At 72.7% G+C, this 23,594-nt stretch carries 20 protein-coding genes and 2 pseudogenes; 12 read left to right on the top strand and 10 right to left on the bottom strand.

All coding sequences use genetic code 11. The features are described from left to right. Positions 1–50 precede the first annotated feature (50 nt). The gene (locus tag AB0H52_RS09690) at positions 51–2,051 is read left to right on the top strand and encodes a carboxypeptidase-like regulatory domain-containing protein (protein ID WP_151490637.1); all 2,001 of its coding nucleotides are present in this window, start codon (positions 51–53) and stop codon (positions 2,049–2,051) included. A 173-nt stretch (positions 2,052–2,224) separates the two neighbouring features. Here AB0H52_RS09690 and AB0H52_RS09685 read toward each other — a convergent pair whose 3' ends face one another. The 4 genes from AB0H52_RS09685 to purS all read right to left on the bottom strand — a co-directional run bounded on the left by AB0H52_RS09685 (position 2,225) and on the right by purS (position 6,650). Continuing rightward, the gene (locus AB0H52_RS09685; RefSeq protein ID WP_151490643.1) at positions 2,225–2,980 is read right to left on the bottom strand and encodes a 2-phosphosulfolactate phosphatase; all 756 of its coding nucleotides are present in this window, start codon (positions 2,978–2,980) and stop codon (positions 2,225–2,227) included. A gap of 4 nt (positions 2,981–2,984) precedes the next feature. Continuing rightward, positions 2,985–5,639: a phosphoribosylformylglycinamidine synthase subunit PurL gene (purL, locus tag AB0H52_RS09680; RefSeq protein ID WP_151490638.1), complete on the bottom strand. Its 2,655-nt coding sequence runs from the start codon at positions 5,637–5,639 to the stop codon at positions 2,985–2,987. 67 nt (positions 5,640–5,706) lie between these two features. Beyond that, complete coding sequence (gene purQ, locus AB0H52_RS09675; RefSeq protein WP_151490639.1) at positions 5,707–6,390, bottom strand: phosphoribosylformylglycinamidine synthase subunit PurQ; 684 nt, start codon at positions 6,388–6,390, stop codon at positions 5,707–5,709. Further along, entirely contained in the window at positions 6,387–6,650 is a 264-nt protein-coding gene (gene purS / locus AB0H52_RS09670) for a phosphoribosylformylglycinamidine synthase subunit PurS (protein WP_030332194.1), read from the bottom strand. The genes purQ and purS overlap by 4 nt, the downstream gene beginning before the upstream one ends. A gap of 358 nt (positions 6,651–7,008) precedes the next feature. Here purS and AB0H52_RS09665 point away from each other — a divergent pair, with 358 nt between their 5' ends. Both AB0H52_RS09665 and AB0H52_RS09660 read left to right on the top strand, forming a co-directional pair. Beyond that, on the top strand, positions 7,009–7,692 hold the full coding sequence (locus tag AB0H52_RS09665; protein ID WP_151490640.1) for a DUF1986 domain-containing protein: 684 nt from the start codon (positions 7,009–7,011) through the stop codon (positions 7,690–7,692). A gap of 24 nt (positions 7,693–7,716) precedes the next feature. Further along, positions 7,717–8,280, top strand: a complete 564-nt coding sequence (locus AB0H52_RS09660; protein WP_151490641.1) for a YbjQ family protein — start codon at positions 7,717–7,719, stop codon at positions 8,278–8,280. Between the two features lie 95 nt (positions 8,281–8,375). On the opposite strand, the gene purB is transcribed toward AB0H52_RS09660, so the two are convergent. The 4 genes from purB to AB0H52_RS09640 form a co-directional block, all read right to left on the bottom strand. Then, positions 8,376–9,800, bottom strand: coding sequence for an adenylosuccinate lyase (purB, locus tag AB0H52_RS09655; protein WP_357946357.1), 1,425 nt, complete (start codon positions 9,798–9,800; stop codon positions 8,376–8,378). A gap of 71 nt (positions 9,801–9,871) precedes the next feature. Further along, positions 9,872–12,250 carry a hypothetical protein gene (locus AB0H52_RS09650; RefSeq protein ID WP_357946354.1) on the bottom strand — a complete coding sequence of 793 codons (2,379 nt, stop codon included), beginning with the start codon at positions 12,248–12,250 and terminating at the stop codon, positions 9,872–9,874. Then, positions 12,243–13,280 (bottom strand): glycosyltransferase family 2 protein, encoded by a 1,038-nt coding sequence (locus AB0H52_RS09645; protein WP_151491489.1) that lies wholly within the window; start codon positions 13,278–13,280, stop codon positions 12,243–12,245. Before AB0H52_RS09645 ends, AB0H52_RS09650 begins: the two co-directional genes overlap by 8 nt. A 145-nt stretch (positions 13,281–13,425) precedes the next feature. After that, positions 13,426–14,718: an acetyl-CoA C-acetyltransferase gene (locus tag AB0H52_RS09640; RefSeq protein WP_151491488.1), complete on the bottom strand. Its 1,293-nt coding sequence runs from the start codon at positions 14,716–14,718 to the stop codon at positions 13,426–13,428. Between the two features lie 55 nt (positions 14,719–14,773). Here AB0H52_RS09640 and AB0H52_RS09635 point away from each other — a divergent pair, with 55 nt between their 5' ends. The 7 genes and pseudogenes from AB0H52_RS09635 (at position 14,774) to AB0H52_RS09605 (ending at position 21,868) form a co-directional block, all read left to right on the top strand. Continuing rightward, on the top strand, positions 14,774–16,126 hold the full coding sequence (locus tag AB0H52_RS09635) for a 3-oxoacyl-ACP reductase (RefSeq protein WP_151491487.1): 1,353 nt from the start codon (positions 14,774–14,776) through the stop codon (positions 16,124–16,126). Then, positions 16,126–17,074: pseudogene (locus tag AB0H52_RS09630) on the top strand (MaoC/PaaZ C-terminal domain-containing protein). The gene AB0H52_RS09635 and the pseudogene AB0H52_RS09630 overlap by 1 nt, the downstream one beginning before the upstream one ends. Positions 17,075–17,148: 74 nt before the next feature. Continuing rightward, positions 17,149–17,901 (top strand): NUDIX domain-containing protein, encoded by a 753-nt coding sequence (locus AB0H52_RS09625; RefSeq protein ID WP_151491485.1) that lies wholly within the window; start codon positions 17,149–17,151, stop codon positions 17,899–17,901. Then, the gene (locus tag AB0H52_RS09620; RefSeq protein WP_151491484.1) at positions 17,898–18,869 is read left to right on the top strand and encodes a serine/threonine protein kinase; all 972 of its coding nucleotides are present in this window, start codon (positions 17,898–17,900) and stop codon (positions 18,867–18,869) included. Before AB0H52_RS09625 ends, AB0H52_RS09620 begins: the two co-directional genes overlap by 4 nt. Positions 18,870–18,878: 9 nt before the next feature. Further along, positions 18,879–19,838, top strand: a complete 960-nt coding sequence (locus AB0H52_RS09615; RefSeq protein ID WP_151491483.1) for a hypothetical protein — start codon at positions 18,879–18,881, stop codon at positions 19,836–19,838. After that, positions 19,835–21,094 carry an adenylosuccinate synthetase gene (locus AB0H52_RS09610; protein WP_357946348.1) on the top strand — a complete coding sequence of 420 codons (1,260 nt, stop codon included), beginning with the start codon at positions 19,835–19,837 and terminating at the stop codon, positions 21,092–21,094. Before AB0H52_RS09615 ends, AB0H52_RS09610 begins: the two co-directional genes overlap by 4 nt. A 153-nt stretch (positions 21,095–21,247) precedes the next feature. Then, positions 21,248–21,868 (top strand): DedA family protein, encoded by a 621-nt coding sequence (locus AB0H52_RS09605; protein WP_151491481.1) that lies wholly within the window; start codon positions 21,248–21,250, stop codon positions 21,866–21,868. Between the two features lie 12 nt (positions 21,869–21,880). On the opposite strand, the gene AB0H52_RS09600 is transcribed toward AB0H52_RS09605, so the two are convergent. Next, entirely contained in the window at positions 21,881–22,159 is a 279-nt protein-coding gene (locus tag AB0H52_RS09600) for a LuxR C-terminal-related transcriptional regulator (RefSeq protein ID WP_225854656.1), read from the bottom strand. Positions 22,160–22,174: 15 nt separating this feature from the next. Here AB0H52_RS09600 and AB0H52_RS09595 point away from each other — a divergent pair. After that, positions 22,175–22,459, top strand: a pseudogene (locus AB0H52_RS09595) (DedA family protein); the annotation flags it as partial. Here the strand turns inward: AB0H52_RS09595 and AB0H52_RS09590 are convergent. Beyond that, entirely contained in the window at positions 22,434–23,072 is a 639-nt protein-coding gene (locus AB0H52_RS09590; protein ID WP_151491480.1) for a TetR/AcrR family transcriptional regulator, read from the bottom strand. The pseudogene AB0H52_RS09595 and the gene AB0H52_RS09590 overlap by 26 nt on opposite strands. A 68-nt stretch (positions 23,073–23,140) precedes the next feature. On the opposite strand from AB0H52_RS09590, the gene AB0H52_RS09585 reads away from it, so the two are divergent. After that, positions 23,141–23,593 (top strand): SCP2 sterol-binding domain-containing protein, encoded by a 453-nt coding sequence (locus AB0H52_RS09585; RefSeq protein ID WP_151491479.1) that lies wholly within the window; start codon positions 23,141–23,143, stop codon positions 23,591–23,593. The last annotated feature ends 1 nt before the right edge of the window (position 23,594 follow it).

The following is a 23,594-nucleotide window of genomic DNA, read 5'->3' as shown; positions in this document are numbered from 1 at the left end:
ATCCCCGGCCCGGCGCCCCGCCGGTCAGAGGGAAGTCAGCCCGGAAGGCGGTGGACGTGTCAACACACCGACGTGCCTGGAACCAGCGGGCCGGTGTGGTCGTAGCGCTGGTAGCTGGCGCTCAGCTCGCCGTCCCCGCCACACCAGCATCGGCCGCTCCTAAGGTCACAAACGTCTCAGCCTCCCCAGGCACCGTCCAAGCGGGCGGCGAGACGACAGTGAGCTACACACTCAGCTTTGACGACCCGGCAGTTCCCACCGATGTGACTGTGAGCTCCGACAACCCCAAGCTCCAGTGCATCGAGGGCTGCTCGCAGGGGAACGTGACCGAGGCCCGGACCTACACGGCCAAGTTCAAGGCGGCGGACGATGCTTCGAACGGGTCCGCCCGCATCACCGTGAGGGCCAGTGCTGGGCTCGGGAACCCGCAGGGCTCGACCACGGTCAACCTCACGGCCAAGGCCGCGCCCCCGCCGCAGAACCAGACCGTGAAGTCGGTCTCCGGCAAGGTGGTCACGCAGGCTGACGGCAAGGCCGTGCCGAACGCGTTTGTGATCCTCCAGGACACCGCCGGTCACCGCTACGACTCCATGAGCGACGGTAGCGGCAACTTCCGGTTCAGCGGCTCCACGCAGAACCCGATCACGCCCGGACGGATCGACCTGGGTGCCTCGTTCGACAGCATCCAGGCCTTCAAGTCCTTGAACGCCAACGCGGGGCAGTCCATCACCGGCCAGAAAATCATCCTCGCGATCAAGGCCGAGACGACGCCCAGCGCCACCCCGTCCGCCACCGCCGAGGCCCTTCCCAGCGATGAGGCGACCGAGGAGGGCACCGAGGAGGAGCCGTCCACGGCGGCCAGTTCGGCTGCTCCGGCGAACGCCTCGAACGAGGACGACGGTGGCGGCTTCGGCTCGTACCTGATCATCCTGCTCGGCGGCCTGCTGGTGGCCGCGGGTGTCGGCACGATCGTGCTGCTCTGGATGAAGCGCAGGGAGAGCGGCGACGACGAGGACGTCCCGGAGGGTGCCGGCGCGGCCGGCGCGGTGCCGGCGGCCCGTGGTGCGTTCCGTGGCGGCGAGGACCAGACCCGGGTGGTCAACCGGGCGGGCGGTGGACCGGACCCGACCATGGTGGGCGGTGCGGCGCTGAGCGAGGCGCCGACGATGATGCACCGCCCCGTGGTCGACGACGTCCCGCCGGACCCGTACGGCGCGCCCGCGCAGCCGTACGGCGCGGCAGGCTCGCAGGGCTGGGGCGGTACGGGCTACGGCGACGAGCCGGCGCCCGGCGGCTACGGCGCGGGTGGCTACGGCAACGCTCCCGCCTCGGGCGGCGGCTACGGCACGGCGGCGGCCCCCGAGGGCGGCTACGGCGCCGGGGCGGCCGGTGACGGCTACGGCGCCGCACCCGGCTCGGGCGCGGGCTACGGCGGCGCACCCTCCTCAGGCGGCGGCTACGGCAGCCGCGACTACACGGCCCCGGCCGGCGCGGCCGGTTACCCGCCGGCTCCCGCTGGCGGTGGGGCGTACGGCGAGCGCTTCGACGAGCCGACCGGCCGGTACACCGGCGACAGCACGCAGTACCCGGCTCCGGCCGACCCGTACGCCACCGGCGTCTACCAGCCGGAGCAGGGCCAGGGCTACGGCCAGCCGGACCCGACGGCCCCGTACAGCGGTCGGCCGGCCGAACCGACCGGCGGCTACGGCCAGCAGGCGGGCGGCGGGTACGACCAGGGTGGCTACGGCCAGCAGGCCGGTGGCGGCTACGACCAGGGCGGCTACGGCCAGGAGCCCCCGCAGCAGCGCGGCGGCTACGACGGCAGGGGCTACGACCAGGGTGGCTACGGCCAGCAGGCGGGCGGCGGCCAGCAGGCGGGCGGCGGCTACGACCAGGGTGGTTACGGGCAGGAGCCCTCGCAGCAGCGCGGCGGCTACGACGACCAGGGCTACGACCAGGGCGGCTACGGTCAGCAGGCCGGTCGGGCCCGGCCGGACGGCCCGCCGCCGACCGAGCGCAGCGGCCGACGCCTCGACTGGCTGGACGACTGACCCACGCAGCGCACGGAAACGGCCACCCGGATCACCGGGTGGCCGTTTCGTTGCTCGATCCACTCGCGTTCCATGAAAGCGGGGTGTCCGGCGGACCCGGACCGGCCGCTTTGACCGAACGCGCAGGCGCGGGCCGGGGCGGCGGGCGGGCGACCCGACGCCGGCGACCGTGCTCAGGCGGCGGAGAAGACGCCCTGCCGCAGCACCGGCACGACGGTCGACACGCCCACGCGGACGGCGATGTCCACGTCCTCGGCGAAGCCACCCTCGGTCAACTCCCGGCCGGAGATGCTGCCGCGAACCGCGGCGGGCACGTCGGGGGTGCTGGCCAGCGCGGCGAGCGCCATGGCCGCCTCCACGGAGAGCCCACCGGGTACGCCGGACAGGGCGTCCAGCACGCTGGCCGCGCCGAGCTGGTCCTCCACCGACGGGCGCAGCGACCCGTCCGGCCACCGCTCCCCCGAGGCGATCACGCCGATCGGGGCGTCCGTCGTGCCGTACCCCTGGCGGCGCAGCCAACGCCCGACGGCGCGGGCGTTGCGCAGGCACGCCGCGACCACCGGCAGCCCGGTGGCGCTGGCGGCGGCGCTGATCGCGGAGCCGTTCGGCGACGGCAGCACCAGGTCCGCCACCACCGGCGCGGTGCTCAGGGCGGCGGGCGAGAGCGACCACGGGTGGTCGGCCGTCGTCCGCCGCCGGCCCACCGCAGCCACCGCGCCGACCCGCACCGCGTAGTCGGCGGCCTGCTCACCCCAGGGGAACGGATGCACCCGCATGCCCCGGGCCACCGCCACCTCGACGGCGGTGGTGAACGACAGCACGTCCACCACCACCAGCGCCGCGCAGACCCGGCCGAGCTCGGCCGCCCCGGTCAGGCCCCAGTCGAACCGGGCACCCGATCCGGGTTGGCCGTAGACGGCAGCGGCCAACGCCTCAGCGCTCGTCAGGCGACGGCTCGGTGACACCGGTGTCAGACTCGGGCTGCTCCGGGCCGATCGGCTCGACAGCGCCGGTCTCCGGGGAGGGCCCCGACGACGCGATCGGCTCGGAGACCACCTCGGCCGGGTCGAGCTCGGCCTGCGCCACCGGCAGCGGCACGGCCTCGACCGCACCCGCCACACCGGCGGCCGGTGCGGGCACCTCGACGGCCGCCGAACCCCCGAAGAGGCGCGGCAACGTCTCGGTGTGCGCGGCACGCAGCTCGTCCAGGCCGATCCGGAACTGGCCGTGCACCTCCAGCGCACCGCCGGTCGGGTCGGTGACGCCGATCAGCTCGAACGGCACGCCCCGCTCGGCGCAGAGCGCCGCGAACGCCTTGTCGTGGCCGCGCGGCACCGACACCAGCGCCCGCGTGGCGGACTCGCTGAACAGGTACACGAAGGGCATCGAGCCGCCGGCGAACTGCTCCGGCACCGCGACCCGGGCGCCGACGCCGCGACGCAGGCAGGACTCGACGAGGCTCTGGGCGAGGCCACCGTCGGAGAGGTCGTGCGCCGAGCTGAGGTGCCCGACCCGGGCGGCCTCGGCCAGCAGATCGGCCAGCGCCTTCTCCCGCAGGAGGTCGACCTGCGGCGGGATGCCGCCGAGGTGCTCGTGCGTCACCCAGGCCCACTCCGAACCGGACAGCTCCACGTTCGTCTCGCCGAGCAGGTAGAGCTGGTCGTGGTCGCCACCGGCGCGCGGCACGAAGCCCATCGGCACCCGGTCGGCGACGTTGTCCAGCACACCCAGCACGCCGACCACCGGGGTCGGGTGGATGGCCGCCGCGCCGGTCTGGTTGTAGAAGCTGACGTTGCCGCCGGTCACCGGGATGCCCAGCTCCAGGCAGCCGTCCGCCAGGCCGCGGACGGCCTCGGCGAACTGCCACATGACGCCCGGGTCCTCCGGGGAGCCGAAGTTGAGGCAGTTGGTCACGGCGATCGGCTTCGCGCCGGTCACCGCCACGTTCCGGTACGCCTCGGCCAGGGCAAGCTTGGTGCCGTTGTACGGGTCCAGTCGGGCGTACCGGCCGTTGCCGTCCACGGACAGCGCCACGCCGAGCCCAGTCCGCTCGTCGATCCGGATCACACCGCCGTCCTCCGGCTGGGCGAGCACGGTGTTGCCCAGCACGTAGCGGTCGTACTGCTCGGTGACCCAGGTCTTGTCGGCGAGGTTCGGCGACGCGATCATGCGCAGCACGGTCTCCCGCAGCGCCTCCGGGTCGGCCGGGCGGGGCAGCGTCTCGGCCCGGTCGGCCTGGAGCAGGATCAGGTCGGCCGGCTCCCGCATCGGTCGGGCGTAGACCGGGCCGTCGTCCACCAGCGAACCCGGCGGCACGTCGACGACCAGGTGGTCCTGCCAGGTGATCAGCAGTCGACCCGGGCGGCCGTCCGGCTCGGGAGCGGTGACCTCGCCGATCGCGGTGGCCAGCACGCCCCACTTCTCGCAGGTCTTGAGCACCGCGTCGAGCTTGTCCGGCTCGACGACCAGCAGCATCCGTTCCTGGGACTCGCTGGCCAGGATCTCGTGCGGGTCCATCGAGGGCTCCCGCAGCGGCACCCGCTCCAGCCAGACCCGCATGCCGGTGCCGGCCGCGGCGGCGGTCTCGGTGAGCGCGCAGGTGAGGCCGGCTCCGCCGAGGTCCTGGATGCCGACGACCAGCTGGCCGTCGTACAGCTCGAGGCACGCCTCGATCAGCAGCTTCTCGGTGAACGGGTCGCCGACCTGCACGGCGGGGCGGCGTTCCTCGCTGCCCTCGTCGAAGGTCGCGCTGGCCAGCACCGACACGCCGCCGATGCCGTCCCGGCCGGTCTTGGCACCCATCAGCACCACGACGTTGCCGGGGCCGGCGGCAGCCTTGTTCTGCAGCCGGTCGACGGGCAGGACACCGAGGCAGAGCGCGTTGAGCAGCGGGTTGCCCTGGTAGGAGGGGTCGAAGACCAGCTCACCACCGATGTTGGGCAGGCCGAGGCAGTTGCCGTAGCCGCCGACGCCGGCGACGACGCCGGTGAGCACCCGGGCGGTGTCCGGGTGGTCCGCGGCACCGAAGCGCAGCGGGTCCATGACCGCGACCGGGCGGGCGCCCATGGCGAGGATGTCCCGGACGATGCCGCCGACGCCGGTCGCCGCGCCCTGGTACGGCTCGACGAAGCTCGGGTGGTTGTGCGACTCGACCTTGAAGGTCACCGCCAGCTCGTCGGACACCTGCACCACGCCGGCGTTCTCGCCGATGCCGGCGAGCAGCCGGTCGCTCTGCGGGGCCTTCTCGCCGAACTGGCGCAGGTGCACCTTGCTCGACTTGTAGGAGCAGTGCTCGCTCCACATGATCGAGTACATCGCGAGCTCGGACTGGGTGGGCCGGCGGTCGAGGATCTGCCGGATCCGGTCGTACTCGTCGTCGCGGAGCCCCAGCTCGGTGTACGGCTGCAGCTCGCCCGGGGTGCCGTTCGCGCGCGGCACGGTGTCCACGCCGTCGGTCCAGTCGGCGGTCGCCGGAGCGACGGGAGCGGCCGCCGGGGCGGCGGGCTGCGCCGGGAGCGGCTCGGCCGGCTGCGCCGGGGCGGAGTACGCCTCCGGTGTGTCGCGTACCGGGTCCGGATGGGTGGTCATGACCTCTCCTCGCTGCGCTCGTGCCCGCCAGGCCGGCGGTTGAGCTGACCGATGATCGTGCCGGCGGTCATGCCGGCGTCCCCACCAGGTGCTTGAGGACCGAGGTGAAGAAGCCGAGGCCGTCCAGCGAGGGGCCGGTGAGCGCCTCCACCGCGTGCTCGGGGTGCGGCATGATGCCGACAACGTTGCCGGCGGGGTTGGTAATCGCTGCGATGTCCCGCAGCGACCCGTTGGGGTTACCGCCGACGTAGCGGGCGACCACCCGGCCCTCGGCTTCGAGCTGGTCCAGCGTCGCGGTGTCGGCGACGTAGCAGCCTTCGCCGTTCTTCACCGGGATGAGCACCTCCTGGCCGGGCTGGAACGTGTTGGTCCACGCCGTGCCGGCCGACTCGATGCGCAGGATCTGGTCCCGGTTGCGGAAGTGCAGGTGCTGGTTGCGGGTGAGCGCGCCGGGCAGCAGGTGCGCCTCGCACAGGATCTGGAAGCCGTTGCAGATGCCGAGCACCGGCAGGCCACCCTGGGCGGCGTCCACGATCGTCTCCATCACCGGGGCGAACCGGGCGATGGCGCCGCAGCGCAGGTAGTCACCGTAGGAGAAGCCGCCGGGCAGGACGACGGCGTCCACGCCGTGCAGATCCGGGTCACCGTGCCAGAGCCGGACCGGCTCGGCGCCGGCGATCCGGACGGCCCGGGCCGCGTCCCCGTCGTCGAGCGAGCCAGGGAAGGTGACCACACCGACCCGGGCGGTCACGAGCGGGCGTCCGCGGTCTCGTCGGCCTCGACCAGGCGGACGGTGAAGTCCTCGATGACCGGGTTGGCGAGCAGCTTGTCGGCGATCTCCCGGGCCCGGTCCAGGTCCGGTTCACCGGTGAATTCGATCTCGATCCGCCTGCCGATCCGAACGGAGGCGACATCGCTGACGCCGAGCCGGGGCAGCGCGTTTGCGACGGCCTGGCCCTGCGGATCGAGGATCTCGGGCTTGAGCATGACGTCGACGACGACGCGAGGCACTGGGCACTCCTGACTGTGTACGCAGTTGGGTGCCGACCCACAACGGGCGAGCGCAGCCAGCGTACCTGGCAGATTCCGTCGCGGACGCACCGGCCGGGTGCAGTTCAGACGGTGATCAACATAACCGGCGTCCGGGGCGGGCCGTCACCCGGGACACGCGCTCCCACCAGGGCATATACGGCGCGCAGGGTGGCTGAATCGTTACATTGGTTAACCTCGATCGAATTCTTGAAAACGGCGGCCGTCGGCCCTACTGTACATCGACGGAAGTCGATGCTTAGCGGTGCCGGGGACCTCCCGCCGCCGCCGTCCGGCACCCGGCGACCCCGGGCCCGCCCCGTTTCAAGGAGTCCACCCGATGCGCATCCGCCCCCTGCTCGCCGTACTCGGCACCGCCCTGGTCGGCGTCCTCGGCGCCACCTCCGGCGCGGTCGCCGCTCCGGCCGGCCCGCAACCCATCATCGGCGGCAGCACCGTCTCGTCCGCGCCCTGGGCCGCCGCGGTGTTCAGCAACGGCTCGTTCACCTGCTCCGGCAGCGTGATCGCCGCCCAGTGGGTGCTCACCGCACGGCACTGCATCAGCGGCACCATGTCGGTGCGGGTCGGCAGCGTCTACCGCGCCTCGGGCGGGGTCACCCGCACCGTCAGCGCCACCTACACCCGTAACGACCTGGCCCTCATGCGGCTCTCCAGCACCGTCAGCACCTCCACGGTGTCCCTGGCCAGCAGCAACCCGCCGATCAACTCGACCAACTCGATCTACGGCTGGGGCATGACCTGCTACAGCGGCTGCTCGGCGTCCAGCCAGCTCAAAACCGCCACCGTCCGGGTGACCAGCAACAGCGTCACCGACGCGTACGGCGGGCAGGCGATCCGCAGCACCGAGATCAGCGGCAACGCGTGGCGCGGCGACTCGGGCGGCCCCCAGTTCTACAACGGCCAGCAGGTCGGCGTCGCCTCCACGGCCGACGGATCCAGCATCCAGAACTACGGCAGCGTTGCGTACAACCGGGCCTGGATCACCTCGGTGGCCGGTGTCTGACGGTTAGCGCCCGGCGCGGCATGGATGGTCGACCGAGTGCCGGCCGTCCGCGCCGCGCTGTTTTGCAGCATCCGATCAGGTGAACAATGCACACGATCGGGTCGCGCTGCTCCTGACAGCATCGGAAACGTGCTGGTCGTGACGACAGAGCAACTGCCCGGCTACGAGATCCGCCAGATTCTCGGTGAGGTGGTGTCATCGATGGCCAGGACGCGCAACCCGTACCGCGAGGGGGTCAAGAACCTGCGCGGTGGCGCGTACGACCCGATGGCGCCGGACAACCTGACCCGGTGGCGCACCGACTCGGTGACCCGCCTCGGCGAGGAGGCCCTGCGGCTCGGCGCGAACGCGGTGATCGGTATGCGGTTCGACAGCCGGGACTGCGGCGAGATGTGGATGGAGATCTGCGCCTACGGCACGGCGGTTATCGCGGTGCCCACGATGCCCCAGGTCATGCCGGCCGACCAGCCGGCCGTGGCGGCGGAAACCGCCACCGACCCGGCCTTCGCCGAGTCTCTCGGCGGCATCGCCGAACCCGCGAGCGCCCCCAACCTGAGAACAGCCGCAGAAACCCCGACCGGCGAGTAGCGCCCACCCACCTCGCCCCGTTGATCAAGAGGTTTGCGTCATCCAGGAGATCGAAAATGACGCAAGCCTCTTGATCAACAGTGCGACGAGGGGGGTTACAGGATGGGGGGTGGGGAGTAGGTTGCGGCCTCGGGGTGGGTTTCCACCACCTTGGTGATGCGGCGGGTCACCAACTCCACCTGGGTCTTTGCCGCTCCTACGAAGGCGGTGCGGTCGGCCACCAGGAGGTCGATGTCGGCTCGGGACAGGCCGAGACGGCCATCTGCCGCCAGGCGGTCGAACAGGTCGTTCTCCGGGGCGCCCTTCTCGCGCATGGCCAACGCCACGGCGACCGCGTGCTCCTTGATCACCTCGTGGGCGACCTCCCGGCCGACGCCGCGCCGGACCGCCGCCACCAGGATCTTCGTGGTGGCCAGGAACGGCAGGAAGCGCTCCAGCTCCCGGTTGATCACCGCCGGGTACGCGCCGAACTCGTCGAGCACGGTGAGGAACGTCTGGAACAGCCCGTCGGCGGCGAAGAACGCGTCCGGCAGGGCCACCCGCCGGACCACCGAGCAGGACACGTCCCCCTCGTTCCACTGGTCACCGGCCAGCTCGCCGACCATCGACAGGTAACCCCGGATGATCACGGCGAAGCCGTTCACGCGCTCCGACGAGCGGGTGTTCATCTTGTGCGGCATGGCGCTGGAGCCGACCTGGCCCGGCTTGAAGCCCTCGGTCACCAACTCCTGGCCGACCATCAGCCGGATCGTGGTGGCCAGCGACGACGGCGCGGCGGCGACCTGCGCCAACGCGGCCAGCACGTCGAAGTCCAACGAGCGCGGGTAGACCTGCCCGACGCTGTCCAGCACCCGCGAGAAGCCCAGGTGCTCGGCGACCCGGCGCTCCAGCTCGGCCACCTTGTCGGCGTCGCCGTCGAAGAGGTCAAGCTGGTCGGCGGACGTGCCGACCGGCCCCTTGATGCCCCGCAGCGGGTAGCGGCCGATCAGATCCTCCAGCCGCTCGTACGCGATCAGCAGCTCCTCCGCCGCCGACGCGAAGCGCTTGCCGAGCGTGGTGGCCTGCGCCGCCACATTGTGCGAACGACCGGTCATGACCAGCTCGGAGTGCTCGTGGGCCAGCCAGGCCAACCGCGCGAGGGTGGCCACCACCCGGTCCCGGATCAGCTCCAGCGAGGCGCGCACCTGGAGCTGCTCGACGTTCTCGGTGAGGTCGCGCGAGGTCATTCCCTTGTGCACGTGCTCGAACCCGGCGAGCGCGCTGAACTCCTCGATGCGGGCCTTCACGTCGTGCCGGGTGACCCGCTCCCGCTCCGCGATCGAGGCGAGGTCGACCTGGTCGAGCACCCGCTCGTACGCCTCGACCACACCGTCCGGCACCGGTACGCCCAGATCCCGCTGGGCGCGGAGCACGGCGAGCCAGAGCCGCCGCTCCATCCGGACCTTCTCCTCGGGCGACCAGAGGGCGACCAACTCGGGCGAGGCGTACCGGTTGGCGAGCACGTTGGGGATCGTCGTCACGTACCTCATTGTCCCGCACCCGCTGACCAGCACCCGGACCGGGCCGGGGCCGGCCACCCGGACCGGGCCGGTCAGGGGCGGTTGAGCTCGTAGATGGTGACCGGGCCGGCGACCAGCCGGACCTGGGCCAGCCGGGCCAACTCCGCCGACACGGCACCGGCCCGGGTGTCGGCGAACAGCCACCGGACCCCGTGCGCCGTCCGGAGCCGGTCCAGGTCGGCCGGGGTCGGGGCGCTGAACACCCCGTCGTTGAGCGCGAGCAGCGCCTGGTCGGGGAAGTTCTGCCGGGCGTACCCGAGGTTCTGCACGCCGTGCGCGGCCACGACCGCGTCGGTGTAGCCCCAGCTCTCCACCACGGTGCGGTGCCCGCCCAGGCCGGTCACCCAGAACGCACGGGCGTCGCAGTGCGGGGTGGTCCGCACCGGCCGGCAGTGCACGTTGGTGGCGACCACGTCGTCGTCGGCGGCGTTGTCGTCCAGCCACAGCGCGGCGCGCATCTCGTCGGCGGTCAGCGCGTACGGCTGCGGCCCGGTGGCCGGCGGGCCCGGCTCGGTCAGCACCGAGCGGACGGTCCCGCCCACCACGACGGCGGCGCTGGCACCGAGCATCGCGGCGGTGATCCCGGCCAGGGCGATCGTCGCCGCCCGCCGGGGACTGCCCGGCGAGGGGACACGACGCCGCCACAGGGCCGCCACTCCGACGGCGAGCGCGGCGGCCACCGCCACGAACAGCACGTACCGGGCCGCCGAGAGACCCAGCACCCGGAGCCACCCCTCGATCGTCGAGGTGGTGGGGGTGCCGGGACGGTTGATCCTCGGCACGGCGAGACCCACCACCGTGCCGGCCGTGGCGAGCCCCGCCAACGCGCCGGCCACGGCGGGGACCACCAGCGCCGGCCAGGGTGCCCGAGCCTCGGCGAGGGACCAGGTGGTCAGCACGACGCCGATCGGGATGACACCCATCCAGAAGTAGATCTGACTGATCGACGGGTGCTGGAACACCCAGGTGGTGGCAGCCCCGGCCAGGACCGTGCCGGCGAGCAGCCAGACGGCCGGGTCGGCCCGGTGCCCCCGGTCGACGAGCAGGCTCATGCCCACCCACCGTGGCGCCTGACCCAACACCCACCAGGCGACCACGGAGAACGCCAGCAGCCACCCGAGGGCGCCACCGTCGTTGATGCCGGGCGGCAGCGGCGCACTCGGCCAGATGCCGTCACCCGGGCCGAGAGTTTCGGCGTACGGGGCGATGAAGTGCAGCAACGCCAACCCCTGCACGCGCAGCGTGGAGGCCCCGCCACCGGCGAACAGCCGGAAGCCGAGCGCCATCGCCGCCACGAGGCAGGCCAGCGCGGCCAGCGCGGGTCGTGGGATCTGCCGCTTCCGCCACCAGAAGACCACCGCGGTGAGACCCAGGCCGGCGACCAGTGGCGGCAGGGCGCTGGATTTCGCCCCCGCACACACCAGCCCGAGCGCCGGGACCAGCGGCCACGCCGGGCCGAGGGAACGCCCCCGGGCCACGTCGACACAGAGGCCGGCGAGCAGCAGCAACGGCACCAGCACGTACGTTTGCGACGGGCTGGCGTACGACAGCGGCATCTCGCCGGACGCGCCCACGGGTGAGCCGAGCGTGACCGCGCTCCCGGTGAGGGCGGCGAGGGCGACCACCGGGCCGGCCCAGACCGCCCGACTCAGATCACGGACGAGCCCGGCCGCGAGCAGCACCGCCGTACCGACAACCGGCACCAGCCAGAGTCGCAGCAGCACCATCTCCGGCGAGATGCCGGTGACCATGCTGCCGCTCGCGATGTGCGCGTCGGAGAGGTAGTGGTAGCGCAGGGCCTCTCCCGCGACGTGCGGCAACTCGAACGGCATCGCCCGGGTCAGCTCCTGCACCAGCCCCAGGTGGTAGAGCACGTCCGGGTAGTAGCCGCCGTACACCGGAGGCAGCGCGACCATCCGCCACTGGGTGTACGACCAGGCCAGCACCACCAGCAGCGCCGCGCCCATCCCCCAGTGCCAGGCGACCGGCAGGGGTCGGTGCTCGCCGACCCGCCAGTGCCGACGCAGCCCGGGAACGGCGGCGAAGGCGATGAGTACGGGCAGCGGCCACCACCGCAGCAGGGACTGCTGGCCGGTCGCCGCGGCCAACGCCCAGGCGGCGAGCTCCAGCAACAGGCCGGTGGCCGCGCCGAAGCCGAGGTCCTCCGGAAGGTTGCCCCGGCTGCCGCGTAGCGCGCGGTGCACCAGGGTCCCGGGGAGGATGAGCGCGAGGACCCAGTACGCGGAGAACCGGGCGAGATCCGGGGCCGGCACGCTGCCGCGCGACCAGACCAGGAGCAGCGCGGCGATCACGAGCACCCAGGGCAGCGTGGTGAGGACCGGTAGGAGGGCGTTTCGCCGTGTCGCCGGGGCCGGGGTGTCGATCCGATCGGCCAGCAGGGTGTCAGCCACGGACGCCGACCGCCGGTCCGACGGTCGGCGTACGTGAGCCGTCGTCGCCCCGGCTCCGCGGGACCGTCCCGGTGCCCGGCAGCTCGTCGTGAGAGTCGAACCCGATGTGGAAGGCCGGCCGGTTCTGCACGGTGGCGTAGATCCGGCCGACGTACTCGCCGAGCAGGCCGAGGCAGACCAGCTGCACCCCGCTGAGCAGCAGCACCGCGACGAACATCGAGGTCCAGCCGGGGATGGTGGCGCCGGAGACGTGAACGACCATGCCGAACACGATCAGCGCGAGGCAGAGCAGGAAGCTCGACATCCCCAGCCAGGTGGCCAGACGCAGTGGCGCGGCGGAGAAGTTCGCCGTGCTCTCCCAGGCCAGGGCCACCATTCGGCGCAGCGGGTACTTCGTCTCCCCGGCGGCGCGGGCCGCACGGTCGTAGCGCACCTCGGCGCTCGGGAAGCCGAGCGACGGCACCAGCAGCCGGTAGACCGGGGCACGTTCCGGCAGCTGGCGCAGGACCTCGATCACGTCCCGGCTGAGCAACCGAAAGTCGCCGGCCTGCGCGGGCAGGTCGACGCCGACGAGCCGACGCATCGCCCAGTAGTAGCCACGGGCGGTGTTGCGCTTGAAGACCGTGTCGGTGCTGCGGTCGGCGCGAACGCCGTAGACGACATCCACTCCGTCCTCGCGGGCCACGCGGAGCATCTCGGCGATGGTCTCCGGCGGATCCTGGAGATCGGCGTCCAGGCTGACCACCCACCGGCCGACGGCCCGGTGCAGCCCGGCGGTCAGCGCCGCCTGGTGGCCGCTGTTACGCCGCAGCCGCAGCACCCGCAGCTGCGGCCAGTCCCGGCCGTGGTCGAAGAGCACCGACACGGTGTCGTCCCGGCTGCCGTCGTCGACGGCGACCACCTCGTAGTCGACGCCGAGCGCGTCGAGCACCGGCCGCAGCCTGGCGACCAGGGCCGGGATGACCGCGGTCTCGTTGAACATCGGGATGACCACCGAGAGGGTGGTTGTCCGTGGAACGACGGACTCCATGGTGTTACGGCCCCGTTCCGCACGCAGGAGTGATCGGTTCAGCAGCGATCACCATCGCGTGGTAAACCCTCCACCAGCGGGCCGACTCCTGAACGGTCCGTTAACGCCGGTTGGCTGGTGCCCCGGGAAGGGACGATCGAGGCGCTCAGCGCTCCAGGATCGCCGTGACGCCCTGACCGCCGGCGGCGCAGATCGAGATCAGTCCGCGCCCGCTGCCTCGCTCGGCCAGCAGCTTGGCGAGCGTGGCGACGATCCGCCCGCCGGTGGCGGCGAACGGGTGCCCGGCGGCCAGCGACGAGCCGTTCACGTTGAGCCGGTCGGTGTCGATCCCGCCCAGCGGCGCGTCCAACCCGAGGCGGTCCTTGCAGAACTCCGGCGACTCCCAGGCGGCGAGGGTGGCCAGCACCTGCGACGCGAACGCCTCGTGGATCTCGTAGTAGTCGAAGTCCTGCAACGTCAGCCCGGCGCGGGCCAGCATCCGGGGCACCGCGTACGCGGGTGCCATCAGCAGCCCCTCGTCGCCGTGCACGAAGTCCACCGCCGCGGTCTCCGACCAGCTGAACCAGGCCAGGACGGGCAGGTTGTGCGCCGCCGCCCACTCCTCGCTGGCCAGCAGGACGGTGGACGCGCCGTCGGTGAGCGGCGACGAGTTGCCGGCGGTCATGGTGGCCTGCTCGGCGTCCGGGCCGCGGGTGCCGAAGACCGGCTTCAGCGCGCCGAGCTTCTCCAGGGTGGTGTCCGGGCGGAGGTTCGCATCGCGGGTGAGCCCCAGGTACGGCGTCATCAGGTCGTCGAAGAAGCCCCGGTCGTACGCGGCGGCCAGCCGCTGGTGCGAGCGCAGCGCCAACTCGTCCTGGGAGCGCCGGTCGATCTGCCACTGCACCGCGGTGCGGGCCGCGTGGTCCCCCATGGACAGGCCGGTACGCGGTTCGGCGTTGCGCGGGATCTCCGGCTTGAAGGGCTGGAGCGGGCGCAGCTTCGCCGCGATCTTCAGCCGCGCGCCGAGCGTCCGGGCCGAGTTGAGCTTGAGCAGCGTGCGCCGCATCTCCTCGTTGACCGCGAGGGGCGCGTCGGAGGTGGTGTCGACCCCGCCGGCGATGCCCACGTCGAGCTGCCCGAGGGCGATCTTGTTGGCGACGAGGATCGCCGCCTCCAGGCCGGTGCCGCAGGCCTGCTGGATGTCGTACGCCGGAGTGTGCGGGTCGAGTCGGGATCCGAGGACGACCTCGCGGGTGAGGTTGAAGTCGCGGGAGTGCTTGAGCACCGCCCCGGTCACCACCTCGCCGACCCGCTGCCCGGCCAGCCCGTACCGGGCGATCAGACCGTCCAGTGCCGCGCCGAGCAGGTCCGCGTTGGACGCGTCCGCGTAGCGGGAGTTGGAACGGGCGAAGGGGATGCGGTTGCCCCCGATGACCGCGACCCGCCGGGTGCTCTGCACGATCCGCCTCCTCGACATGTGTTGCTCGAACCCTACTCGCCAGTAGGCTACGCCCATGACCGACAGGTACGCGAGCTTCGTCCAATCGGCCGCCGGCCGAGCGCTGGTCAAGCGCCTCGGGCTGCCCGACCCGCCCCGGCTGCGCCGGTACCACCCCGGCGATCCGCTGCTGCCCGGGCCGGCCCTGCTCGGCGCGGCCACCGGCGGCCGGCTCGCCGACCCGGTTGCCAAGATCCTGACCGCCGCCGGGGTCGAGCTGCGCGACACCGGCACGACCGGACCGCAGGATCGCTTCGGAGCCCTGGTGTACGACGCCAGCGGCATCACCGACTCCACCCAGCTGCGTCAGCTCTACGACTTCTTCCACCCGCAGGCCCGGTCCGTGCTGCCCAGCGGCCGGGTGATCGTGCTCGGCACCCCGCCGCGGGAGTGCGCGACGCCCCGCGAGGCGACCGCCCAACGCGCCCTGGAGGGGCTGGTGCGCAGCATCGGCAAGGAGTTCGGCCGGGGCAGCACCGCGCAGCTCGTCTACGTGACGCGCGCCGAGGGCGGCACCGGGACGAGCCTCGAGTCGACGCTCCGGTTCCTGCTGTCCGGCCGGTCCGCGTACGTCTCGGGCCAGGTCATCCGGGTCGGTGCCGGCGCGGCGAGCGCCCCGGCCGACTGGGACCGCCCGCTGGACGGGCAGGTCGTGCTGGTCACCGGCGCCGCGCGGGGCATCGGCGCGGCGCTGGCGACGGTGCTCGCCCGCGACGGCGCGAAGGTCGTCGCGCTCGACATCCCGGCGGCCGGGGACGCGCTCGCCGCCGTGGCGAACGGCATCGGCGGTACGGCCCTCCAGCTCGACCTGACCGCCCCGGACGCGCCGACCCGACTCGCCGACCACCTGGCGGGCCGGCACGGCCGCGTCGACGTGGTGGTGCACAACGCCGGCATCACCCGGGACAAGACGCTCGGCCGGATGGACGCCGACCGGTGGGACCAGGTCGTCGACGTCAACCTGTCCAGCCAGGAGCGGATCAACGACGTGCTGCTGGAGCGGGAGCTGATCCCAGCCGGCGGCCGGATCATCGGGGTCTCGTCGATCGCCGGGATCGCCGGCAACCGGGGGCAGACCAACTACGCCACCAGCAAGGCCGGCGTGATCGGGCTGGTCGACGCGCTCGCCCCGGCTCTGCGCGACCGGGACATCAGCGTCAACGCGGTGGCCCCCGGCTTCATCGAGACCCGGCTCACCGCGCGCATCCCGCTGGTGGTCCGGGAGGCGGGCCGACGGATGAACAGCCTGGCCCAGGGCGGGCTGCCGGTGGACGTGGCCGAGACGATCGGCTGGCTGGCCTGGCCAGCCAGCGGCGCGGTCAGCGGCAACGTGGTCCGGGTCTGCGGCCAGAGCCTGCTGGGGGCGTGATGGGCGGCGCGGACGACGAACTCTCCCTGCACGAGCTGATCGACGGCCCGACGGAGACCCTGTCGGCGCAGACCCAGGCCGCGGCTCGCCGGCCGGAGTCGGGCGGCCGCACGCTCGTGGAGCTGCCCCGGCTGCCGGCGGCCGGCGCGTTGTACCGCAGGGCCGTGCTCGGTGCGGTGCCGGGCCTCGGCGGCGGGCGGCGTGGACCCGACCTGCCGGCGGTCGAGCTGGGCGTCGGCGGGATCACCGTCGACCGGGCGCACCTGGCCGACTACGACCGGGTCTGCGGATTCCGGCTCACCGACCGGCTGCCGGGCACGTTCCCGCACGTCCTGGGCTTTCCGCTGGCCCTGCGGCTGATGACCGCGCCGGAGTTTCCCCTCCCGCTGATCGGCCTGGTGCATGTCGAGAACCGGATCACCGTGCGCCGCCCGATCACCGCCGACGAGACCCTCGACTTCACGACGTACGCGGAGAACCTGCGCCCGCACGACCGGGGGCGGCAGGTGGACGTGGTGCTGGTCGGCTCGGTCGACGGGGAGGAGGTCTGGCGCGGCGTCTCGACGTACCTGGGTCGGGAGCGCAGGCCCGCCGGGCGGGACCGAGGCGAGCGTCCCGCGCGCTCCGGTGGCCACCGCGCGCTGGCGGGTGGAATCCCGCGTCGGTACGGAGTACGCCCGGGTCTCCGGTGACCACAACCCGATCCACACCAGCCTGCTCGGGGCACGGCTGTTCGGCTTCCGCCGGCCGATCGCGCACGGCATGTGGAGCAAGGCGCGCTGCCTGGCCGCGCTGGAGGCCCGGCTGCCCGACGCCTACACCGTCGAGGTCGCCTTCAAGGTGCCCGTACCGCTGCCGAGCACCGTCAACTTCGTCCTCTTGCCGGACGGCGGTTTCGCCCTGCACGACTCCCGCGGACGGCCGCACCTGGCGGGTCTCGTGCGCTGAGCCCTCTTGGCAGGGTTGCATCCGTGCGCTAGGTTGTTCTCACAACGAGATGTTCTCAGAATGAGAGTGACACGGTGAACGAGCAGGATTTCCTGGCGACGTACGACCCGCGGGACTACCCGTCGGTCGCCGTGACCGTCGACGTGGTGGCACTGACCATCCGCGACGGCGCACTGCACCTCCTGCTGATCCGGCGCGGACAGGCGCCGTTCGAGGGGCACTGGGCGCTGCCCGGCGGCTTCGTCCGACCCGACGAAGACCTGACCGCGGGTGCCCGACGGGAGCTGGCCGAGGAGACCGGGCTCGGCGGTGAAGGGCTGAGCCGCGTACACCTGGAGCAGTTGGGCAGTTACGGCACGCCCGACCGCGACCCGCGGATGCGAGTCGTCTCGATCGCTCACCTCGCGTTCGCCCCCGACCTGCCGGACCCGGCCGCCGGCACCGACGCCGACGAGGCGATCTGGCTGCCGGTGACCGCGTTGACCAGCCGGCAGCTGGCCTTCGACCACGGCCGGATCATCGACGACGCGCTGGAGCGGGCCCGGTCCAAGCTGGAGTACACGCCGCTCGCCACGCGTTTCCTCGCCGCCGAGTTCACCATCAGTGAGCTGCGCGCCGTCTACGAGACGGTCTGGGGTCACCCGCTGCACGCCGGCAACTTCCACCGCAAGGTGCTCTCCGTGCCGGGCTTCGTGGACAGCACGGGCGCCAGCACCGAACGCGGCGGCGCCCGGGGCGGCCCCCGCGCCCGGCTCTACCGGGCCGGTGACGCCCGGCTGCTGCACCCGGCGCTGCTGCGTCCCGCCCGCGAGGAGACGGTGCGATGAGGACGGCGGCGGCCATCGGCCTGGTCGCGGCCGCCCGCACCGATGCCGACCTGTTCGGCGCCGACCAGCCGGCCCGGCGGTACCGCGAGCTGGTCGCGGCCCTGCACCCCGACCGCCTGCCGGCCGACCCGGCGGTACGCGCCGAAGCCCTCGACGCGTTCATCCACGTCACCAGCCGGTGGCAGGCCCGGCAGGTCACCGTCCTCGGTGACTACCGACTCGGCGCGCCGGTCCACTCGGGCGACCTGGCCGACCTCTACGACGTCGGCGACGACCGGCTGCTCAAGCTTCCCCGACGACCCACCGACAACGACCTGATGGCCCGCGAGGCGCACGCCCTGTGCACCATCGCCGAGCGGGGCGACCCGCGCTACCTGCCGTACGTGCCCCGGCTCGTCGACGAGTTCCTGCACCGCGACGCCGCGACCGGCGCGCAACGGCGGATCAACGTGCTCGCCACCGCGCCCGGCCTGCACGACCTCGACGAGGTCCGGCGCGCGTACCCCGACGGGCTGGACGCCCGGGACGTGGCCTGGATGTGGCGGCGGCTGCTGGTGGTGCTCGGCCTGGCCCACCGGGCGGGCGTGGTGCACGGCGCGGTCCTGCCGCGACACGTCCTCATCGAGCCGGACGCCCACGGCGTGGTGCTCGTCGACTGGTGCTTCTCCGCCCCGGTCGGCAGCACGATTCCCGCCCTGGTGCCCGGCCACGACGGGTGGTATCCGGAGGAGGTCCCCCGCAAGCGGCCCTGCGGGCCGGGCACCGACATCGCGATGGTCAGCCGCTGCATGAGCTGGCTGATGGGGGCGCGTGCGCCCCGCGAGCTGCACGCCTTCGCGCAGGGCTGCCGGCAGCGGTCGCTGGACTCCCGACCGGACGACGCGTGGCGTCTGCTGCGCGAACTCGACCAGGTGCTGGACCGGCTCTACGGGCCACGCACCTTCCGACCCTTCACCCTCAACCCGTAAGGAGCTGTCATGGGCAGTGGAATCTGGTCCACCGACGTGTACGACGCCGCCGACCGCTACCGGCGCTCCACCGGCCGCAGCGCGTTCTCCTACAGCGACAGCGGGGCACGCACCGTGCACGCCGCACTCGACCCCCGCGACGCCACCCGTGAGAGCCGCGACTCCGACGAGCACCCCCGGTCGACGCCCATCGCGGTGCTCTTCGACGTGACCGGCTCGATGCGTACGGTCCCGCGCGTCCTGCAGACCAAGCTGCCGCAGCTGCTCGGGCTGCTGCAACGGCAGGGCTACGCCAGCGACCCGCAGATCATGTTCGGCGCGATCGGCGACGCCACCTGCGACCGGGTGCCGTTGCAGGTGGGCCAGTTCGAGTCGGACAACCGGATGGACGACGACCTCGGCCGGATCGTCCTCGAAGGCGGTGGCGGCGGGCAGATGAGCGAGTCGTACGAGCTGGCCATGTACTTCATGGCCCGACACACCGTCACCGACAGTTGGGAGAAGCGCGGCCGGCGCGGCTACCTGTTCATCATCGGCGACGAACTGGCGTACCCGAAGGCGAAGGCCCGGGAGGTGGCCGGCCTGATCGGTGACGACCTGGCCGAGGACGTGCCACTGCGGCAGGTCGTCGACGAGGTGACCCGCCGCTGGGACACCTACTATCTGCTCCCCGCCGGCAGTCACTACGCCGGCAACGCCAAGGTCCTCGACTTCTGGCGGGACCTGCTCGGGCAGAACGCCGTCGTGCTCGACGACCTCGACGCGGTCTGCGAGACCATCGCGCTCACCATCGGCCTCGGCGAACAGGCCATCGACCTGGACGAGGGCCTTCGCCACCTGCACCGCACCGGCTCGGCCGCCGCCGGCACCGTGTCCAAGGCGCTGGCCCGCCTCGGCCGGGGGCGGCGGGCCGAGGTGTCCACGCTGCCGGCGTTCCGCGACACCAGCGGTGCGGTGACCCGGCTGTGAGGCACGTGGCGGTGGTCGACCTCGGCTACGGCGACGCGGGCAAGGGCACGGTGGTGGACTGGCTCTGCGCCACCCGACCCGTGCACACCGTGGTCCGCTTCAACGGGGGCGCGCAGGCGGCGCACAACGTCGTGCTGCGCGACGGGCGGCATCACACGTTCGCGCAGTTCGGCGCTGGCACGTTCCATTCCGGTGTCCGTACGCACCTGTCGCGGCACGTGGTGGTGGACCCACTGGCACTGGCCGCCGAGGCCGACCATCTCGCCACGGTCGGGGTACCCGACGCGCTCGACCGGCTGACCGTCGACGCCGACGCGCTGCTCGCCACCCCGTACCACCGGGCAGCCAACCGGGCCCGGGAGATCGCCCGGGGAGCCGACCGGCACGGCTCCTGCGGGCTGGGGGTGGGCGAGGCCGTCGCGTACGGGCTCGCCCACCCCGACGAGGCACCCCGGGTCGCCGACTGCCATCGTCCGGCGGTGCTGCGTCGCAGGTTGACCGCCCTGCGGGACCGGCTGACCGCCGAACTGGGCCCGCTGGACGCCCCGCCGGTCGAGGACTGCCTGCCCGCCTTCACCGGGTTCGCCGGGCGGGTCGAGATCGTCGACGGGAGCTGGCTCGCCGGGGCGCTGCGCGCCGGCACCTGCGTCTTCGAGGGCGCGCAGGGCATCCTGCTCGACGAGTGGCACGGCTTCCACCCGTACACGACGTGGAGCACCACCACGTTCGCCAACGCCGACAACCTGCTCGCCGAGGCGGGCCAGGCCGGCGACGCGACCCGGCTCGGCGTGCTGCGGATCGTCACCACCCGGCACGGAGCCGGCCCGCTGGTGACCGAGGACCCGGCCCTGCCTCTGGCCGATCCGCACAACCCGACGAACCCGTGGCAGGGCCGGTTCCGGTTCGGCCACTTCGACGCGGTCGCCCACCGGTACGCCCTCGCCGCGGCCGGCGGGGTCGACGGCCTGGCGCTGACCCACCTCGACCTCGCCGGCCCCGACCTGCGGATCTGCCGGCGCTACGACACCACCGACCGGCTCACCCCGGGCCGGCCCGGCGACCTGGATCGGCAGGCGGCCCTCACCGCCCGCCTGCTGCGCTCCCGACCGGTGTACGACGACCCGCCGCCGGACTGGGCCGAGGCGGTGAGCGCGGAGCTGGACACACCGGTGGTGCTGACCTCGCACGGCCCCACCGCCGACGACAAGACCCCGCACGGCCCGCTGCTAGCCCCACCGGCCCTGGTCCACGGCTGACCCCGGGGCCGCTCTCCCCCCGTCGATCTCGCACTTTCGGTCGTTGCTCTGCGGCTTTTGTAGGCTTTGGTTCGGACAGGAAGTGCACAGATCGGCGCGGGGAGGAGTGGAGGTTATGCCACCGGGCGGGTCGCGCCCGGCCAGCATGGGGGAATGGAAGCCCTGCTCGACCTCCTCCGTGGGACGGTCACATCACCATGGGTGTACCTGGTGATCTTCGGGCTCACCGCGGTCGACGCGTTCTTCCCCGCGGTGCCGGGCGAAGCGGCGGTGATCACGGCGGCGGTGCTCTCCGGGAGCGCCGGTCATCCCAGCCTCACCCTGGTGATCATCAGTGCCGCCACCGGTGCGCTGGTCGGGGACCACATCTCGTACGCGATCGGTCGGGGTGGCGGGGCGCACCGGCTGGCCCAGCTGCCCGACGGCAGCCGCCGACAGGCCAGCTCCAACTGGGCCCGCCGCGCCGTGGACCGGCGCGGCGGAATCATCCTGACCACCAGCCGGTACGTGCCGGGCGGCCGGACCGCCGTCACCCTCACCATGGGCGCGGTGCGCTATCCCCGACGGTCGTTCCTGCTGTACGACAGCATCGCGGCGGTCACCTGGGCCCTGTACTGCGGGCTGCTCGGCTACTTCGGCGGGTTGGCCTTCGAACGTGACCCGGTGAAGGGCGTCCTGGTCGGCGTGGGGCTCTCACTGGTCGTCACGTTCGGCCTGGAGGGTTTCCGGTGGCTGCGCCGCAGGGCACACCGCCGCGCCGCCGCCCGACGTTGACCGGCGCGCACGTCACAGCAGATCGGCGTCGTACACCAGGATCGCCACCTGGACCCGGTTGGCCACCCGGAGTTTCGCCAACGCGCGGCTGACGTGTGCCTTCACGGTGGCCTCGCTCATCGTCAGACGCCGAGCGATCTCCGCGTTCCCATGCCCGCGCGCCACCTCCCGGACGATGTCCAACTCCCGCGCGGTGAGCGGAGCGAGTCGCTGACGCGCAACGTCCCGGCGGGCCGGCCCGCGCTCGGCGAAGGAGCTGATCAGCCGCCGGGTGACGGTCGGGGCGAGCATCGCGTTCCCGGCGGCACCATGGGCGCGGTGCGCTATCCGCGACGACGGTTCCTGGCCTTCGACGCGCTGGCCGCCTGCTCGTGGGGGCTCTACTCGGCGCTGGTCGGCTACCTCGGCGGGCTGGCCTTCGAGCAGGACCCGCTGCGCGGTCTGCTGCTCGGTCTGGGCCTCGCCCTGACGGTGACGGCGATCGTCGAGGTGATCCGCTGGCTGCGCAACCGCCGCCGGGTGGCGCGGGCCGAGCCGGGCACCGACAGTGTTTCCGCCGGGGCGGTCAGCCGGCCGGCGGACGCCAGGTGACGCCGTGCAGCAGTTGGCCGGCGCCGAGCCAGGCCACGTTCATCATCCGGGTGGCGGTCTTCTCCGGGTCGGCCTCCGGGTGGTCCGCGAGCCAGTCCGCCAGCGACTCGGACGCGCCGACCAGGGCGTACGCGACGACCTCCAGGTCGACGGCGGTGATCTCGCGACCCTCGGCGCGGAGGGCGTGGTCGAGCATCCCGGCCACCACCTCGACCAGACGGGTCCGCATGGTGGCCAACTCGCCGGCGAACGGCTGCTCGCCCCGGGCCTGCCGGTAGAGCACCGCCCAGCCGTCACGGTGTGCGCCGACGAAGCCGAAGAACGCCCTCAACCCGCGCCAGAGCCGTTCGTCGGCCGGCAGGTCGGGGACGGCGGCGCCGGCGATGGCCTGCATCATCCGGGTGCCCTCCCGGTGCAGGCAGGCGACGAAGAGTTCTTCCTTCGTGCCGAGGTACGCGTACACCATGGGCTTGGAGATGCCCGCGTCCTCCGCGATCTCGTCCATGCTGGCAGCGTGGAAACCCCGCCGGGAGAAGACTTTCACGGCCGCGTCGAGCATCTGCTGCTCACGGACGGCACGTGGCAGACGCTTGAAGGCGGGCGCGGTGGACACCTTGCGAGCATACCTACTCGTGCGTAGGGTTACGCGCGAGTAGCCAAATCTTCCGGAAGGCGTACCTCATGTCTGACTTCGACCCGGCCACCTTCGCCAACGTCGGCCCCAAGGAGTTCGCCCAGCTGGTCAAGTCCACCCCGGACGACAAGATCGCCCAGGTGATGTCCGGTGACCTGCGCGGCAAGGTCCTGGGCGAGGTGTTCGGACGGATGCCGTCGCTGTTCCGCGCGGACCGGGCCGGCTCCACCAACGCGGTCATCCACTGGATCATCACCGGTCGCCCGGACGGCGGCAGCGACACCTACGAGGTCGTCATCGCCGACGGCAAGTGCGAGGTGAACGAGACCCCGCAGCACGACCCGAAGCTGAGCCTGACCATGGGCCCGGTCGAGTTCCTGAAGATCGTCTCCGGTGGCGCCAACCCGGTGATGATGTTCATGACCGGCAAGCTGAAGGCGAAGGGCGACCTCGGGCTCGCCGCCAACATCGCCAACCTGTTCGACATCCCCAAGGCCTGAC

The sequence above is a fragment of the Micromonospora sp. NPDC050695 genome (genome assembly GCF_040654415.1).
Lineage (GTDB): Bacteria > Actinomycetota > Actinomycetes > Mycobacteriales > Micromonosporaceae > Micromonospora.
The sequence above is the reverse complement of the archived record's forward strand: the minus strand, read 5'-3'. Positions and strand labels throughout refer to the sequence as shown.

What these genes read in the sequence shown, in the direction of transcription:
- AB0H52_RS09620 (WP_151491484.1), top strand. Translation starts at nt 17,898, where the DNA reads ATGAGGACGGCGGCGGCCATCGGCCTGGTCGCGGCCGCCCGCACCGAT.
- AB0H52_RS09665 (WP_151490640.1), top strand. Translation starts at nt 7,009, where the DNA reads ATGCGCATCCGCCCCCTGCTCGCCGTACTCGGCACCGCCCTGGTCGGC.
- AB0H52_RS09645 (WP_151491489.1), bottom strand. Translation starts at nt 13,280, where the DNA reads ATGGAGTCCGTCGTTCCACGGACAACCACCCTCTCGGTGGTCATCCCG.
- AB0H52_RS09635 (WP_151491487.1), top strand. Translation starts at nt 14,774, where the DNA reads ATGACCGACAGGTACGCGAGCTTCGTCCAATCGGCCGCCGGCCGAGCG.
- purL (WP_151490638.1), bottom strand. Translation starts at nt 5,639, where the DNA reads ATGACCACCCATCCGGACCCGGTACGCGACACACCGGAGGCGTACTCC.
- AB0H52_RS09615 (WP_151491483.1), top strand. Translation starts at nt 18,879, where the DNA reads ATGGGCAGTGGAATCTGGTCCACCGACGTGTACGACGCCGCCGACCGC.
- AB0H52_RS09660 (WP_151490641.1), top strand. Translation starts at nt 7,717, where the DNA reads ATGGTCGACCGAGTGCCGGCCGTCCGCGCCGCGCTGTTTTGCAGCATC.
- AB0H52_RS09600 (WP_225854656.1), bottom strand. Translation starts at nt 22,159, where the DNA reads ATGCTCGCCCCGACCGTCACCCGGCGGCTGATCAGCTCCTTCGCCGAG.
- AB0H52_RS09605 (WP_151491481.1), top strand. Translation starts at nt 21,248, where the DNA reads ATGGAAGCCCTGCTCGACCTCCTCCGTGGGACGGTCACATCACCATGG.
- AB0H52_RS09585 (WP_151491479.1), top strand. Translation starts at nt 23,141, where the DNA reads ATGTCTGACTTCGACCCGGCCACCTTCGCCAACGTCGGCCCCAAGGAG.